Annotated in this window: 15 protein-coding genes; 6 read left to right on the top strand and 9 right to left on the bottom strand. The window is 70.0% G+C overall.

Features of this window, described 5'->3' with window-relative positions; genetic code table 11:
- The first annotated feature begins 58 nt into the window (after nucleotides 1-58).
- The 3 genes from AB0F41_RS15390 (at nucleotide 59) to AB0F41_RS15400 (ending at nucleotide 2,427) form a co-directional block, all read left to right on the top strand.
- Entirely contained in the window at nucleotides 59-307 is a 249-nt protein-coding gene (locus tag AB0F41_RS15390; RefSeq protein WP_357424158.1) for a DM13 domain-containing protein, read from the top strand.
- A 173-nt stretch (nucleotides 308-480) separates the two neighbouring features.
- Entirely contained in the window at nucleotides 481-1,491 is a 1,011-nt protein-coding gene (locus tag AB0F41_RS15395) for a zinc-binding dehydrogenase (protein WP_357424100.1), read from the top strand.
- 159 nt (nucleotides 1,492-1,650) lie between these two features.
- Nucleotides 1,651-2,427: an alpha/beta fold hydrolase gene (locus AB0F41_RS15400; protein ID WP_357424102.1), complete on the top strand. Its 777-nt coding sequence runs from the start codon at nucleotides 1,651-1,653 to the stop codon at nucleotides 2,425-2,427.
- Nucleotides 2,428-2,559: 132 nt separating this feature from the next.
- Here the strand turns inward: AB0F41_RS15400 and AB0F41_RS15405 are convergent, their stop codons facing one another.
- On the bottom strand, nucleotides 2,560-3,585 hold the full coding sequence (locus AB0F41_RS15405; RefSeq protein ID WP_357424104.1) for a zf-HC2 domain-containing protein: 1,026 nt from the start codon (nucleotides 3,583-3,585) through the stop codon (nucleotides 2,560-2,562).
- Between the two features lie 138 nt (nucleotides 3,586-3,723).
- Here AB0F41_RS15405 and AB0F41_RS15410 point away from each other — a divergent pair, with 138 nt between their 5' ends.
- Entirely contained in the window at nucleotides 3,724-4,557 is an 834-nt protein-coding gene (locus AB0F41_RS15410) for a response regulator transcription factor (RefSeq protein ID WP_357424106.1), read from the top strand.
- Here AB0F41_RS15410 and AB0F41_RS15415 read toward each other — a convergent pair.
- The 5 genes from AB0F41_RS15415 to AB0F41_RS15435 form a co-directional block, all read right to left on the bottom strand.
- The gene (locus tag AB0F41_RS15415) at nucleotides 4,486-4,713 is read right to left on the bottom strand and encodes a zf-HC2 domain-containing protein (protein WP_357424108.1); all 228 of its coding nucleotides are present in this window, start codon (nucleotides 4,711-4,713) and stop codon (nucleotides 4,486-4,488) included. The genes AB0F41_RS15410 and AB0F41_RS15415 overlap by 72 nt on opposite strands.
- Complete coding sequence (locus AB0F41_RS15420) at nucleotides 4,710-5,366, bottom strand: sigma-70 family RNA polymerase sigma factor (RefSeq protein WP_357424110.1); 657 nt, start codon at nucleotides 5,364-5,366, stop codon at nucleotides 4,710-4,712. The genes AB0F41_RS15415 and AB0F41_RS15420 overlap by 4 nt, the downstream gene beginning before the upstream one ends.
- A gap of 101 nt (nucleotides 5,367-5,467) precedes the next feature.
- Nucleotides 5,468-6,172, bottom strand: coding sequence for a flavodoxin family protein (locus tag AB0F41_RS15425; protein WP_357424112.1), 705 nt, complete (start codon nucleotides 6,170-6,172; stop codon nucleotides 5,468-5,470).
- The gene (locus AB0F41_RS15430) at nucleotides 6,169-6,624 is read right to left on the bottom strand and encodes a hypothetical protein (protein WP_357424114.1); all 456 of its coding nucleotides are present in this window, start codon (nucleotides 6,622-6,624) and stop codon (nucleotides 6,169-6,171) included. The genes AB0F41_RS15425 and AB0F41_RS15430 overlap by 4 nt, the downstream gene beginning before the upstream one ends.
- Nucleotides 6,621-7,853, bottom strand: coding sequence for a molybdopterin-dependent oxidoreductase (locus tag AB0F41_RS15435; protein ID WP_357424116.1), 1,233 nt, complete (start codon nucleotides 7,851-7,853; stop codon nucleotides 6,621-6,623). Before AB0F41_RS15435 ends, AB0F41_RS15430 begins: the two co-directional genes overlap by 4 nt.
- 445 nt (nucleotides 7,854-8,298) lie before the next feature.
- On the opposite strand from AB0F41_RS15435, the gene AB0F41_RS15440 reads away from it, so the two are divergent.
- Both AB0F41_RS15440 and AB0F41_RS15445 read left to right on the top strand, forming a co-directional pair.
- On the top strand, nucleotides 8,299-10,023 hold the full coding sequence (locus tag AB0F41_RS15440; RefSeq protein WP_357424118.1) for an NAD(P)/FAD-dependent oxidoreductase: 1,725 nt from the start codon (nucleotides 8,299-8,301) through the stop codon (nucleotides 10,021-10,023).
- Nucleotides 10,016-11,497 (top strand): hypothetical protein, encoded by a 1,482-nt coding sequence (locus tag AB0F41_RS15445; protein ID WP_357424119.1) that lies wholly within the window; start codon nucleotides 10,016-10,018, stop codon nucleotides 11,495-11,497. The genes AB0F41_RS15440 and AB0F41_RS15445 overlap by 8 nt, the downstream gene beginning before the upstream one ends.
- Nucleotides 11,498-11,670: 173 nt before the next feature.
- Here the strand turns inward: AB0F41_RS15445 and AB0F41_RS15450 are convergent, their stop codons facing one another.
- The 3 genes from AB0F41_RS15450 to AB0F41_RS15460 form a co-directional block, all read right to left on the bottom strand.
- The gene (locus tag AB0F41_RS15450; RefSeq protein WP_357424121.1) at nucleotides 11,671-12,963 is read right to left on the bottom strand and encodes an MFS transporter; all 1,293 of its coding nucleotides are present in this window, start codon (nucleotides 12,961-12,963) and stop codon (nucleotides 11,671-11,673) included.
- The gene (locus tag AB0F41_RS15455; RefSeq protein WP_357424123.1) at nucleotides 12,963-14,114 is read right to left on the bottom strand and encodes a PLP-dependent cysteine synthase family protein; all 1,152 of its coding nucleotides are present in this window, start codon (nucleotides 14,112-14,114) and stop codon (nucleotides 12,963-12,965) included. The genes AB0F41_RS15450 and AB0F41_RS15455 overlap by 1 nt, the downstream gene beginning before the upstream one ends.
- 105 nt (nucleotides 14,115-14,219) lie before the next feature.
- Nucleotides 14,220-14,666 (bottom strand): hypothetical protein, encoded by a 447-nt coding sequence (locus AB0F41_RS15460; RefSeq protein WP_357424125.1) that lies wholly within the window; start codon nucleotides 14,664-14,666, stop codon nucleotides 14,220-14,222.
- Between the last annotated feature and the right edge of the window lie 136 nt (nucleotides 14,667-14,802).

Genomic DNA, 14,802 nt, shown 5'->3' on the forward strand with positions numbered 1-14,802 from the left:
GTGCCCGGCCGGGGGTGTGACGTGACATTCGCTGTAACGGTGGGCGGGGTGGCTGCCACTGGACGATCTGCGCACTTCCGACGGTCCCGCGCTGCGGGTGTGGCTCAGCGACCGGCCGGTGGAACCGGGTCTGGGAACCAATCTCGACGACGGTGCCTACGTCGATCTCGGTGCGCTGAAGGGGAACGAGGGCAACCAGAACTACGCGGTGCCCCCGGGCACCGATCTCGACGCGCTGCGCACGGTGACCATCTGGTGTGAGCGGTTCTCCGTTTCGTTCGGGGCCGCCGCGCTGAGCCCGGCCTGAGCCGGGGGCCGGACCGGCCGCGACCGAGCATTGTGTCGTCCGCCCCCACCCGCGTTACGTGGCCGCTCGAACCATAGGCCCGGCGAGCCGGAGCCGTACACACCGTCATGGCCGGCGCCGGGGCATATCGTCCGAAGCGTCCCATCCGACAGTGAGGAGAGGAGCCGGATCCCGTGCTTGCCGCGAGGTTGTATCCAGGGGCAGAGGCCGATAAGCGTTTCCGGGTCGAGGAGGTGCCGACTCCGGTGCCGGGGCCGGGGGAGGTGCTGATCAAGGTGGGGGCGGCCGGTGTGTGTCTCTCCGATGTGCATCTGATCGAGGGCATGTTGACACCGCTGTTCCTGCACGAGGAGGCGGTCGTCCTCGGACACGAGGTCGCGGGGACCGTCGACCGGCTCGGCCCCGGTGTCGCCGGACCGCAGGTCGGTGACCGAGTGCTGTTGCAGGCCGGTGAGATCCGCGACGGCGTCACCTACACGCGGGGTGTCGACTACGACGGCGGCTGGGCCGAATACGCACTCGCCTCCGTCGATACCGTGGTGCCGATTCCGGACGAGCTGCCTTTCGAGGAGGCCTGCTTCATCCCGGACGCGGTATCGACACCGTGGGCGGCGATCACCGCCACCGCGCAGATCCGCCCGGCCGAGCCGGTGGGTCTGTGGGGAATCGGCGGACTGGGCGCACACGGTGTCCAGTTGCTGAGACTGGCCGGCGCCGCGCCCATCATCGCGGTCGACCCACTGCCCGCCGCGCGGGAGCGGGCGCTCGAATTCGGGGCCGATATCGCCCTGGATGCCGCCGATCCGGACCTGCGGAGCGCTGTGCTGGCGGCGACCGGCGGCGTGGGGCTCGCGGCCGCGTTCGACTTCGCGGGTGTGCCCGCGGTGCGTGAGCAGGCGGTGCGCTGTCTGGCGCCGGCGGGCCGGCTGGTGCTGGTCGGGCTGACCGATAAGCCGATCACCGTCACCGACGGAACCGCTTTCAGCTACTTCCAGCAGCAACTGCGCGGGCACTACGGTTCGGCGCCGGAGCATGTGCTCGAGCTGGTGAATTTGCGGCGGCTGCACCGTATCGACTTCTCCCGGTCGGTCAGCGGGGTACTGCCGCTGGCGGATGCCCCCGCGGCGGTGCGCGCCCTGGAGACCAAAGAGGGCGACCCGATCCGGCTCGTCCTGGTGCCGTGATCTCCCGCTGAGACCGATACCGACGGGACTCGCCCCGGCCGCCGGATTCCGGTGGGCCGGGGCGTCGCCGTTCGGCCGCGCGACCCTGTAACGATCCGATTCCCCACTGCCACTGTGCGGTATGCGATACGAGATCATCCCGGCGGCGGGCGCGCCGTCGTGAACCGGGAACGCGTCTACTTCGACGGCATCACCGGTACCCGCCTGGCCGGTGTACTCGAACGTCCCCCCGACGCGCCGAAGGTGGTCGCGCTGTTCGCGCACTGTTTCACCTGCGGCAGGAATTCCGCGGCCGCCACGGGGATCGCTCGGGAACTCGTCCGGCACGGGATCGCGGTCCTGCGCTTCGATTTCACCGGTATCGGCGCGTCGGGCGGCGAATTCGCCGACACCACCTTCGGCACCAATATCGGCGATCTCGTCTGCGCTGCCGACCATCTGCGCGCCACGGTGGCGCCTCCGGCGATTCTCATCGGGCATTCACTCGGTGGTGCGGCGGCCCTCGCCTGCGCGGAATCGATTCCGGAGGTCCGTGCCGTCGCGACCATCGGGGCGCCCGCCGAACCCGCCCATGTCGAGCATCTGTTCGAGGCCGAATCGGCGGTGATCGAAGCGGCCGGTGAGTCGACCATCCGGCTGGGTGGCCGGGATATCCGGATCCGCCGGGAATTCGTGGCGGATCTGCGCGAGCAGAAGCAGCTGGCACGGATCGCGCGACTGCGCCGCGCCCTGCTGATTCTGCACTCACCCCAGGACAGCGTGGTCGGTGTGGACAACGCCCGGCGCATCTACGACGCCGCCGCGCACCCGAAATCGTTCGTCTGCCTCGACGGCGCCGACCATCTGCTCACCGACCGCGGTGACGCGGCGTACTCCGCGCGGGTCCTCGCGATATGGGCGGCTCGATACCTCGACAACTCACGACAGGAGCAGTAATGACCCAGAGCGATGCGGGCCGCGCGGAACTCGGGCGGATCGCCAAACCGGCGGTAGCAGGGGCGGTCTGACCCGCTCGCCGCACACCCGGCTTCGGACCGGGGTGCGCAGCGGGCGACCGGATACCGCGGGTCAGGCCCCCGGGCCGGTGACAGCGGGTGCGGCGGCGAGGAGATCGGAGGCCAGCGCATGGTCGCCGTCGGCCCGGTAGGTGACGGTAGCGGGATCGCGGCGGCCGCCGGCCAGTAGGCAGAAATCGACGATATCCATATCGATGGAGGTCACCGGGCCGCGCCGGTCACCGGATGCCAGTGGGACCGTCCACCGGCCGCCGCCCGGGCCGGAGAGGGTGATCTCGGCAGTGCCGCCGGCCGGCTCGCGGCGCCCCGCCCGGAACGCGGCCGGCAGCATACGGACACCCAGGTCGGCGATGGACGTCAAGGTCTCGGGCTTCGGAACGGGCACCGGCACCTCGGCGGTCTCCGCGATATCGGTTGTGCGTATCCAGGTTTCCAGCGCGCGTGCGCGCACCGCGTCGGGGAGGGGTAGTCCGGCGCGCAGCGGGATCATCGTCGACGGCGGCGTACTGCCGAGCGCCGCGCAGATCCGGGCTGCCTGCGCGAACCACCGGGTCCGCACCCGGCTCACCGGCAAGGTAGGCAGAGGGGTGAGCGTGGTGGGCTCGTCGGGAGCGTGAGCAGTGTCCGGCTCGCCGAGATACCGGGCGAGCACGTTGTCCGCGGCGGCGAGGCAGGCGACCGTCTCGCGGATCGACCGAACCGGCTCGCCGGGATTTCCCCGGGCGGTCACCGGCCGGAGCCAGTCGGCGTCCGGCAGGTCGCGCAATACCGCGTCGAGCATCAGCACCTGCGCCGCGTAGGGGCAATAGCGGGCGGCCGCTGCCACGATTCCGGTCCAGCGGTGGGCAGCGGACTCCCGGAACGCGCCGAGTAGATGGTCGCGGGTCGTGGTGCTCAGTCCGGTAGGTGGCTCGTCGGCCAGGCCGCCGATGACCGATACCGTGCCGCGGATCTGCTCCAGGTAGGTTTCGCACGCCGCGCAGGCGGCCAGGTGCTCGATGAACCGCACTTCGCTCGGCTCGTCCAGCGCTCCGTCGAGGAATGCCGTGACGAGTTCTGCCGCTTCGTCGCAATCCATTGCCTGCAGCCTTCGGGTCGGTTGCCACCTGCGGATATCCCGCGCATTCTATCCCGGCGCGGGCAATGTCCGTAACGAATCCCGGACCCGGCGCCACTGTGCGCCGTGGAGAACAGTTCAGTCCTGACGGGGTGCCGGGTGGCGAGTGCATCCGGTGCCGGGCGCCGGCGTACGGCACGGCCACGAGTGCTGGTCGTCGACGACGATCCGGTGACCCGTGCGGTGGTGCGGACCTACCTGGAACGGGACGAGCTGACAGTGCTCGAGGAAAGCGACGGCGAGACCGCGCTGGCAGCGCTGAGCGGGGGCGCCGATTCCGGCGGCGACGAGGATTCCATCGACCTGGCGGTGCTCGAGGTATGCCTGCCCGGCCGCAGCGGTCTCGATATCTGCCGGGAGATCCGGGCCGGATCACACCGGCCGGATCTGCCGATCATCCTGCTGTCCGCCCTCGGCAGTCAGGACGGACATCGGGTGCACGGCCTGGAAGCGGGCGCCGACGACTGTGTCGCTAAACCGTTCAGTCCGCGGGAGTTGGCGCTGCGGGTCGCCGCGGTGCTACGCCGGTGCGGGGTGTCGCCGGCGCCGGCCGGCGCGGAGCTGCGCGACGGCGGTATCCGGGTGTGGCCCGATTCCCAGGTCGTTCTCGTCGACGGCGCGCGGGTGGAGCTGACCCGCCGGGAATGTCAGTTGCTGATCTTCCTGCTCCGGCATCCGGGCGCGGTGTTCGCTCGCCGGGAGCTGCTGTCCCGCGTCTGGGGCTGGGAATACGGAGATCTGTCCACGGTGACCGTGCATGTGAAGCGGCTGCGCGCCAAGCTCGGCGCGCAACAGCGCATTACGACGGTGTGGGGCTCCGGATACTGCTGGGGGCCGGTCGCGTCGCTCGGACCCGGCGGTTCAGTGCCGCCAATCGCGAAAGGCGGCCAGAAGTTTTCCACGCGCCGCCTCGGAGATGCTGTCGGGCGGTAACTCGCCCACGGTCCGGATGGTGCGGCGGAACTGGTCCAGATAGACGTCGCAGCCGTCGCACAGCGCGAGATGTTCGACGAAGCGCTGTTCGGCCGTTTCGTCCATCGCGCCGTCGAGGAAGGTGGTGACCAGTTCCACGAATTCGTCGCAGTTCACGGGCGCACCGCCCGCTGCACCTCGAAATAGTCCTCCAGCGCCGCCCGCACGACCGCCCGGGCCCGGTGCAGGATCACGCGCTGATTGCCGGGCGAGATATCGAGCATCTCGCACACCTCCTCCGAGCTGTATCCTTCCACATCGCGCAGGGTGATCACGATGCGGCTGCGCTCGGGCAGGGTGGCGACCGCGGCGCCGACGGCCCGCAGGATCTCGGCGCGTTCGGCGGCGTTTTCCGGTTCCGACCAGCGCCGCGGCTGTTCGCCCGGCAGCCAGTGCCCCGGATACGGATCGCCGACCGGCCGGAAACGGCCGGGGTCGACGGTGGGTCCTTCGTCGTCGGAGGTGAGGCTCCCGAAAGGGATGGTCCGGCTCTCCTTGGTGCCCCGCTTCTTCGCGGTGTTCACCAGGATCCGGAACACCCAGGTCTTGAGCGCGGCGCGGCCCTCGAAATTGTCGATTCCGCGGATAACGGCCAGCCAGGTCTCCTGGACGACCTCCTCGGCGGAGGCGTTGGACGAGACGAAGGACCGGGCCAGCCGCAGCATCGAACCGGACCATGCGTCCAATACCAGCTGGAAATACTGTTCGTCGCCGGCGCGGAGCCGATCGGTCAGGACATCGTCGGGCGGCAGCGTGCCCTCGGAACTCACGGGAGGTCTCCTCGATCGGAATATGACTCCCAGGCACTCTAGCCGCACCGGCGGGGTGCCGCCCGGTGCCACCGATGCCCCGTGAGGGCCGGGTGCCGCGGCTACCGGTATTCGGGATTCTCGAAATCGAACCGGGCGCCGGCGTCCCATTCCGACCGCTGATTGCCGTGCGCCGGGATACCGCCGTTGTCCTTCAGCAAACGTGCCAGATGGATGAGGTTCCAGGTCATGAAGGTGGTGTTGCGGTTGGTGAAATCGTTGTCCGGGCCGCCGGATCCGGGATCCAGATAGGACGGACCCGGGCCGGCCTCGCCGATCCAGCCCGCGTCGGCCTGCGGCGGGACGGTGTAGCCGAGATGCTGCAGGCTGTAGAGGAGGTTCATCGCGCAGTGTTTGACACCGTCCTCGTTGCCGGTGAGCAGACAGCCGCCGACGCGGCCGTAATAGGCGTACTGGCCCCGGTCGTTGAGAACTCCGGAACTCCCGTACAGCCGTTCCACGACCTTCTTCATCACGGAACTGTTGTCGCCCAGCCAGATCGGGCCCGCCAGCACCAGAATATCGGCGGCCATCACCTGCTCCTGAAGCGCGGGCCACTCGTCCGACGGCCAGCCGTGTTCGGTCATATCCGGATAGACACCGGCAGCGATATCGTGGTCGACCGCTCTGATATGGGATACCTCGATCCCGTTCTTGCGCATGATGTTCGCGCTGATATCGACCAGCCCCTGGGTGTGGCTGGTGTCCGGCGAGCGTTTCAAGGTGGCGTTGATGAAAAGCGCGCGCAGGTCGTGGAATTCGGTCATGGCCGGGTCCTCGGGTCGGGGGTTTTCTGCGTGAGGGTGCGGTGCGGTGTCCGGGCACGGAGATGGCGGCGGGCGATATCGAGGGCGACGACGACCCAGACCACGATCAGCGCGACCAGCAGACCGGTGGGATAGTCGCGATCGAGGACGGTCGGGTTACCCGCGATCGCACCGGAACGGCGCAGGACCGGGATCGAGATCACCAGCAGGGTGGCGGTGCACAGACCGCCCCATACGATGGAGGCCCACCAGTTCGGCGGCAGCCACGCCCGGACGGCCACGGCGACGACCGCGCACACGGGTGCGATGAGCGCGTCGTGCACGAGGATGCCGCCGAGGAACCAGGTGGCGGTCGACATCAGGTCCCGGGAGTTCTGCTCCAGGACCAGATCCGCTCCGTACCAGGCGAGCCAGATGCCGCCGAGGACGAGCAGTATCCGTACGGCGGTCATGCGCGTACCTCGATTCTGGACAGCCATTTGGTCTGCAGGACGCCGGGCCGGTTCGGGGCGATCAGCCGGCAGGGGTATCCGTGGTCGAGGGAGAGTTCTTCGCCGTTGAGGCGGAGCGCGACGAGGGTCTGATCGTCGACCACATGGGTATCGGGGAGCAGGGTGCGGCTGTAGAGGCCGCCCCGTTCGAGGGACTGCAACGCGATATCGCCGCCGCGGTAGCCACCGGCGGCGTCCAGCAGATCGCGCATCCGGATCCCGGACCAGGTCGCCGATGCGCTCCAGCCCTCGACACAGGCGATCGGCAGGATGGCCGTGGTCTGCGGTAGCGCCTCGAGTTCGGCCCGGGAGAAGACGCGCTCGGTGGTCCCGGTGACCACCGTGAGGCGATAGCCGGATTCCTGTGCGCGTTCGGTGACACCCGCGGCGTGGGCGGTGCGATTCACCGGAAGCCCCTGGGGCCCTTCGCCGGTCCGGGGTGACAATACCGAGACCCAGCGCAGCCAGGGCACCGATTGCCCGGCCACGACGAGTCCGGCCAGCGCCGTGGCGGCGGCCGTGGCGCCGAAGAGGCCACGCCGGGAGAAGCGGGTGCCGGAGGGCGGTGCGGTGTAGGGCGTTTCGGATTCGGTACCGGTGGCATCGCCCGCCGGGTGGGCCGGTTCGGTTCCGCCGGCCGGGCGGGCCAGCGCGGTCCGCACCACCGGGAGTTTGACGGCCAGGTGGACGGCCAGCGCGCCGGCCGCGATATAGGCCATGGCGTAGTGGGTGCTGGTGAAGAAGAACTTCCACGGATAGAACTGCGCGGTGTTGAACAGCCCGGTGACCAGCAGGAAGATCATCGATCCGACCAGCAGCGCGATCGATCCGCGTTCCAGCAGCCGCAGCGGATTGCCGATCAGCGGCCGGGCGAACAACCGCGGGAACACCGACCACAGCTTGACCAGTAGCAGCGGTATCGCCATCACGCCGGAGATCACGTGCGCGCCCTGGGTGACGCGGTAGAGCCACGGCGGGTTGGCGGGCCAGTGGAACCAGACCGGCGGATGCTGCACCCAGTGGCTGATCAGTCCGGTCGCGAAGCAGACCACGACCGCGATGCCCAGCGCGATTCCGATCCGCGCCGCGATGGCGGCGGAACGCTCCGGTGAGATTCGCCGGGTGATGGCGGCCGGGAGGAGCAGGCTCTCCTCCGGTTCGGGATCGTGCCGGGTGGCTGCCGGACTCATGTGCTGTCTCCCGTCGGAACCACTCCCGGCCGCCGCGACGATGCCGGAGCATCCGCACCCGTGATAGCCGGATATTCGCTGTCGATTGCGATCACGGATCCGACGTTACGGTCGGCGGCCGGTGGAAATCACGCGAAAAGTGGTGAACAAAGTATGACGGCGTGTGCTCGGCGGCCGGGCCTGTCCCCGGCGGACCGGCGGGCCGGTCCGCCGGGGACGTCACTGTTTCGTCATCGAATTCGCATGTCTCTCAGACGATTTTTTCAGAGATGATCGGGTGACCCGGTAGTGATCCGATGCGAGGGGGCGGTCCGGGATCGGATGTAACGCGGATGCCGATCGTGACCACTGTGCCGGGAATCCTATCGGGCTCGGTGCCGGTGACACCCGGTAGCCGGTTCGTGTCCGGCGGCTGTCGCGCCGCGTCCTGGAGAGGGAGAGTGAGATGGAACCGACAGAGGCGGGGACGCTGCCGCGTCTGCTGCTCGGCGTGGCCACGGGGGTGCCGGCGGGCGCCGCGGTGGGGGTGGTCGCGACCATATCGGCCGGGGAAACCGGCGGGCCGTCGTGGACAGCGTGGCTGGTGCACGCGGTGGTGTTCGGGGCGGTATTCGGCCTGCTGGTCTCGGGCCGGAAGCAGACCGCCGCATCTTCTTTCGCGGTGGGCCTGTTGCTGGGTCTGGGCGACTGGATCCTGTGGCAGCTGACCTTCACGGTGCTGCTGGCCGGAGACGTCCCGCGGTGGTCGCTGTCCGAGGTGGTCGCGGGCTACGACGAACTCGTCCGGGCCGTTTTGCTGGGCGGGCTCACCGGGCCACTCCTGTACGGGCTGACGGTGCTGTGGGACCGGCGCGAAGCCGGACGACCGGTACCCCGCCCGCCGCATATCGTCGTGGTCGGCGGCGGGTTCGGGGGTGTGGGCGCGGCCCGCCGGCTGGACACCCTGGTCGGCCGCGGGCTGCGCGCCGAGGTCACGGTGATCAGTGAATCGAACTTCCTGCTGTTCACACCGCTGCTGGTCGAGGTCGCCTCGAGCACCCTCGAACCGCGGCATATCAGCGCGCCGGTGCGGGCCGCGTTGCGTAACGCGGCGTTCCTGCACGGCCGGGTGGAATCGGTGGACCCCGATCGGCGGGAACTGGTGGTGGCCGCCGGCGGCGGAGGCGGGCAGCGGGTGCACTACGACGAGCTGATCGTCGCGGTCGGCGCCGTGCCACGATTCTTCGAGCTGCCGGGGGTGGCCGAACACGCGTTCGCGATGAAATCCATCGATGACGCCAACCGTTTGCGTAACCAGGTGCTCGCCGCGCTGGAACAGGCGGATCTGGAAACCGATACCGCCGAACAGGTCCGGTTGCTGACCTTCGTGGTCGCCGGCGGGGGATTCGCCGGGACCGAACTGGTCGCCGAATTGTTCGACCTGGTCCACGGCGTTCTGCACCACTACCCGCGGCTGCACGAGGCGGCGCCGCGGTTCGTGCTCGTGCATTCCGGTGACCGGTTGCTTCCCGAACTCTCCGCGGACCTCGGCGACTACGCGCTGCGCACGCTCACCGCCCGGGGTATCGAGTTCCGGCTCGGGACGCGGGTCGTCGAGGCCGGGCCGGGGTTCGTGCGATTCTCCGATGACGAACAGGTCGAGACGCGCACCTTCGTCTGGACCGCCGGCAACCGGCCGGGCGCTCTCGTCGAACGAATCGGATCGGCGGGCGCGAGCGGCCCGCTTCAGGTCGACGAATATCTGCGGGTGACCGGTATGAACGGTGTGTGGGCGGTCGGGGACTGTGCCCGTATTCCGGTGCCGGGCCGGCCCGGCACCTACTATCCGCCGACCGCTCAACATGCCATCCGGGAAGGTAAGGCGGTGGCGGACAATATCGCCGCGGTGGCCGGCGGACGCAAACCGGCGCCGTTCCGGTACGGCGGGCTCGGAGTCCTGGTCTCGCTGGGCCACCGGCGGGCGGCGGGACAGGTGTTCGGCCGCCGAGTGTCCGGGCAGTTCGGATGGTTGCTGTGGCGCGCGGTGTATCTGGGCAAACTGCCCGGAGCGGAGAAACGGCTGCGGGTCGCCGTCGATTGGCTGCTGGATCTGGTCTTCTCCCGCGATATCGCGCTCACCTCGGCCACCCTCGTTTCCACGACCGCACCGGACAGGGATCGACATGTATGACCAATCTTCGGTAACCCGCACGCCCGCAACCGATGTGCCCGGTCGCCCGGAACTCCCGGATGGCCGGTCGATCACGCCGGTGCAGGGTGCCCGAGCCGGTGCGCTGGCAGGCGCCGCCGGTGGGGTCGCGTTCGGCGTGATCATGGCGCTGATCGGTTTCCTCCCGACCGTGGCGGCCCTGGTCCGCGCCGACAGTCCGGTGGTGGGCACGGCGGTACATATGGTCATCGCCGTGATCCTGGGAGCCGGATTCGGTGCCCTGGCCGTTCGTCAGACCCCCGACGGTGGTGATCTGCTGTTCTGGGGATCGATCTACGGGGTGGCGTGGTGGTTCGCCGGTCCACTGACGCTGTTGCCGGCCCTGTCCGGGAATCCGGTGCGCTGGAGCGTTTCCGCGGCCCAGGAGCTGTTTCCGAGCCTGGTCGGGCATCTGCTGTACGGGGCCGTGACGGCGGCCGTCTTCGCCTGGGCCACCCGCCGGTACCGGGACCGGCGGGACCCGGATACGGATATTCGGGCCGCCGCCGTCGCGGCGCTGGCCGGGGTGGCCTGCGGCGTGCTGTTGTCGCTGGTACTGCGGCCCATGCAGGGTGGCGGCTATTCGCTGGTGATCGCCGGATCGTTCCTCGGCGCCGGCTACGGGCTGCTGTTCGGGGCCCGGCGGGAGGGAACCGGTCCGGCGCTGATCCGCGGTACGGTGTACGGCCTGCTGTGGTGGGTGGTCGCCGGTCTGACCCTGCCGTCGCTGCCGGCCGGTGACGGCCTCGACTGGACCGCGCGGGCGGCCCGCGACGCGGTCCCGGCACTACCGGGTTATCTGCTGATCGGGGCGGGGACGGCCGCCGTATACGGACTGGTCGACGGATTCCTGCGGGCACTGCGCTCCGGCGACGTCCGGGACCGGTACGCCGACCGCCTCATCGCCGGGAGAGCGGTATCGGTACTGCATGGGATCGGCGCCGGCCTGGTGGGCGGCGCGGTGTTCACCGCCGTGATGGTCGCGGTGGGTTTCCTGCCCACGGTGGCGGCGCTGGCGGGTTCGGAATCGGTGGGCGTCGGGCTGATCCTGCACCTGCTGATCTCGATGACCCTCGGCGCCGGCTACGCGATCCTGTTCCGCGGCAGGAGTTTCGACGCCGCGGCCGGAATCGGCTGGGGTGTGTCCTACGGCCTGCTGTGGTGGGTGCTCGGCAATCTGCTTCTGTTGCCACTGCTGCTCGGGGAGTTACCGCAGTGGTCCGCCGAGATGGTGGCGGCGGCCTTTCCGTCGCTGATCGGTCACCTGCTGTACGGGGCGGCACTGGGTCTGGTGTACCAGCGGCTGGAAGCGTGGGTCGCACCGCCGTCGCCCGGCCGCAGCCGGGCGGTATCGGACCGGACGCGAGCCCGCGACGATCAGCTCCGCACGGCGGCCCCGGCACTGTGGAGCCTGACGGTGTTCCTCGCGGCCTTGGTCCCCGTGCTGGTCTCCTGACGGAGAGCCGCTGCGCCACAGCCTGATCCGCTGTGCCACAAGGCGAGTCTCTGCACCACAGGGAGATCCGCTGCGACCGACTGTCACCGTGCAGGCCGAGACGTACGGCCCCGAAGGGCAGCCCCGTCCGGGACCGGACGGGGCTGCCCTACGGGGCATCGCCGAGCGTCGGGTCAGGACCCCACGGTCCGGACCTCGCCCGGGGCCGCCGTGCCCGGTGGTCCGGGTGCGGCGGCGGGGTCGTGCGGGTCCGGCCGGCGGTCGAGGCGGGCCAGCGCGGCGGTGGTGGCCGCGCCCACCGCGATTAGCCCTGCCCAGACGGCCCACGGGGCTCCGGCGTCGCGGGCCGCACCGAACACCGCGCCGGTGGCGAGGTTGCCGACCAGGATTCCGATACCGACGATCGTGTTGTAGAAGCCGTAATGAGTGGCGACCAGGCGTCCTTCGGCGAGGGTGACCACCGTATCCATCTCGAAGGGGAACACGGTGGCGGTGCCGACGGCCAGCGCCGCGGCACACAGCAGCAGTGCCGCTACCGCCGCCCCCGTCCCGAGGACCTCCGGCCCCGGGATCAGTGTCAGCGGCAGAAACGCCACGGTCAGGACGGCCATCCCGATCACCAGGGCGCGTCCCCGGCCGAAGCGCGCCCGGAACCACGCCGTGATCCGCATCTGACCCGCGATCGCGATCACCCCGGAGACCGCGAACACTCCGGCGATCAACCACTGCGCGTGCTCCGGGGCGAGGCTCTCGGCCTGGAGTGGAAGCGCCAGATACACCTGGAACGACAGGACATACGAGCCGGTCATCGCGGCCGCGAACGCGACGAAGCGCCGATTGGCGACCAGCGCCCGCCACTGCGCCAGGACCGGGCCCCGCTCTCCGGCGGTGTGCTCACGCCGCACCGGCAGCGCGAACAGCTGGGCCACCGTCAGTACGGCGAACACGGCCGCGGCCACCGCGGCGGTGGTGCGGAAATCCAGCGACATCAACGCCATACCCACGAGCGGGCCGGCCAGGATGCCCGCCTGGTAGAAAATGTTGAACAGCGCGAACGCCTGCACTCGGCGCGGTCCGGCCTCCGCGGCGAGATACGCGCGGACGGCCGGGTTGAAGAGCGCACCGGCGAAACCGGTCGCCGCCGAGGCGATCAGCAGCGCGGGCAGGTTCGTCGCGAACACCAGGAGCGCGAAACCGGCTGTGCGGAAAAGGCATCCGGCGACGATGAGCGGTTTGTAACCGAACCGGTCCGCCAGGGTGCCGCCCACCAGGAACATGCCCTGCTGGGAGAAATTGCGCACCCCCAGCACCAGGCCGACCGCCCATGCCGCCAGCCCGAGCGGCCCGGCCAGATAGCCGGCCAGATACGGCATCAGCATGTAGAAGCCGAGATTGATGCCGAACTGATTGATCATCAGCAGGCGGGCGGGGGTGTCGAAACTACGGAAATCGGCCGCGGCGCCCATCAGCGTTCCTCCTCGGTCGTGGTGGCAGCGGCACTGGTGGTGGCAGCGGCGGCGGCGCGGGGATCTCGCACGTGCCGGCACCGCGTCCAGGACCGCACCGGGCCCTCGGTCGGCGACGCCACGACCGCCGGACCCACCGGTGCTTCGGTGCGCAGCAGATCGTGCGCGCGGCAGTAGTCGTCGTTGTAGACGGTGTCGAAGTAGCGTTGCGGTCCGTCCGGGAACACCGCCGCGATGCGGGTGCCCGGCTCATGGGTCCGGGCGGCCCAGCCCGCGACGAGGGCGACCGCGCCCACGCTCCAGCCGCCGCTGATGTGATAGGTCCTGGCCAGGGCACGCGCCGACCAGACCGCCTCGGCGGGCGCGACCCAGTGGACCTCGTCGAAGGCGTCGTAATCGACGTTGGCGGGATGGATGCTCGAACCCAGTCCGCGCATCAGCCGCGGTCCGGCCGGTAGCCCGAAGATGGTGGAGTCCACGGTGTCGACGCCGATCAGCTCCAGCGCCGGATGGAACCGGCGCAGTACCCGGGAGACCCCGGCGGAATGCCCGCCGGTGCCGACCGCGCATACCAGCACATCCACCCCGCCGAGCTGTTCGATCAACTCCAGCGCCAGCGATTCGTATCCCGCGATGTTGTCGGGATTGGAGTACTGATCCGGGCACCACGCTGTCGCCTCGGCGGACAGTAGTTCCGCCACCCGGTCGCGGCGGGCCTGCTGCCAGCCGCCGGACGGATGGGGTTCGGTGACCGTATCCACGGTGGCGCCGTAGGCGGCGAGCATCCGGGCCACGATCGGTTCCAGGCCCGGATCGGTGACCAGGGTCACCGGATGCCCGTGGGCCACCCCGGCCAGCGCCAGCCCCAACCCCAGCGTTCCGCTGGTCGACTCCACGATCCGGGCTCCCGGCGCGAGCTCGCCCCGGCGGCGGGCGCATTCGACCATATGCAGCGCGGGGCGGTCCTTCATCCCGCCCGGGTTGAACCCCTCCAGCTTCGCCCAGAATCCGCGCGGCGCCGGGGCCAGCGGGCCGGAAACCCGCAGCACCGGTGTATTGCCGACCAGTGAATCCGGGGTGAGCGCGGCGCCCGGCGCGGCGATACCGCGGGCTCCGGCTCCGGCCCATTCGGGCAGCACAATATTGTCCATCGACCTCTGGTCGCTTTCTTGTATCGGGCACACCTGTGCCCTCGACGGTGAACGGCAGCGGACACCGGCCGGCCACCCGTGGTGGCGCGACCTGGCGCTGACCGATCAGCGTCGGGCGATACAGAACAGGGTCAGGATCCGCTGCCCGCCGAGTGCGGGGCGGGCGGTGGGCGGCCCCCTGGGCCGGCGGCAGGCGACGGCGGCGACCGAGATCGCGGCCAGGGTGATCAGTGCGAACGTGCCCAGCCAGAGAAAATCGAAGAGATCGCTCACCCGGGTCGGGAGGACCACCTGGGGTACGCAGTGCACCGTATGGGTGGGGCAGTGGGAGTCGAAGGCGCCGGCGGCGTGCGTATGCCCGGTATCGATTCCGGCGGTCGTGCCGGTCACCGCGTGCTGTGGATGGGCGTGCGCGGCCGGGGTCAGCAGATCGCAGTGCAGTAGTGACACCGCGGTCAGCAGTACCACCAGGACCGCGCGCACCCGGGGCAACGACCGGGACCGGCGCCGTGCGGGAACCGGCCCTGCGGCCCGAGCCTGCGTCGCGATCACCGATGTCCTTTCCCTGCGCCGTAATCGGCGTCCGCGGTAGCCGGCGCCGTTGCCCTGGTGGCCTGGATCCAACCTAGCGCAATCTCGCGGTGCGGCCTCCGACCCGCCGCCGCTGGCGGGAGGTCCGCTCCGGTGT

It is taken from the genome of Nocardia sp. NPDC024068, assembly GCF_040638875.1.
Taxonomy (GTDB): domain Bacteria; phylum Actinomycetota; class Actinomycetes; order Mycobacteriales; family Mycobacteriaceae; genus Nocardia.

Bases quoted from the DNA above. Each gene is read 5' to 3' on its own strand.
- AB0F41_RS15405 (WP_357424104.1), bottom strand. From the start codon at position 3,585: ATGGATTGCGACGAAGCGGCAGAACTCGTCACGGCATTCCTCGACGGA.
- AB0F41_RS15425 (WP_357424112.1), bottom strand. From the start codon at position 6,172: ATGACCGAATTCCACGACCTGCGCGCGCTTTTCATCAACGCCACCTTG.
- AB0F41_RS15430 (WP_357424114.1), bottom strand. From the start codon at position 6,624: ATGACCGCCGTACGGATACTGCTCGTCCTCGGCGGCATCTGGCTCGCC.
- AB0F41_RS15435 (WP_357424116.1), bottom strand. From the start codon at position 7,853: ATGAGTCCGGCAGCCACCCGGCACGATCCCGAACCGGAGGAGAGCCTG.
- AB0F41_RS15440 (WP_357424118.1), top strand. From the start codon at position 8,299: ATGGAACCGACAGAGGCGGGGACGCTGCCGCGTCTGCTGCTCGGCGTG.
- AB0F41_RS15445 (WP_357424119.1), top strand. From the start codon at position 10,016: ATGTATGACCAATCTTCGGTAACCCGCACGCCCGCAACCGATGTGCCC.
- AB0F41_RS15450 (WP_357424121.1), bottom strand. From the start codon at position 12,963: ATGGGCGCCGCGGCCGATTTCCGTAGTTTCGACACCCCCGCCCGCCTG.
- AB0F41_RS15455 (WP_357424123.1), bottom strand. From the start codon at position 14,114: ATGGACAATATTGTGCTGCCCGAATGGGCCGGAGCCGGAGCCCGCGGT.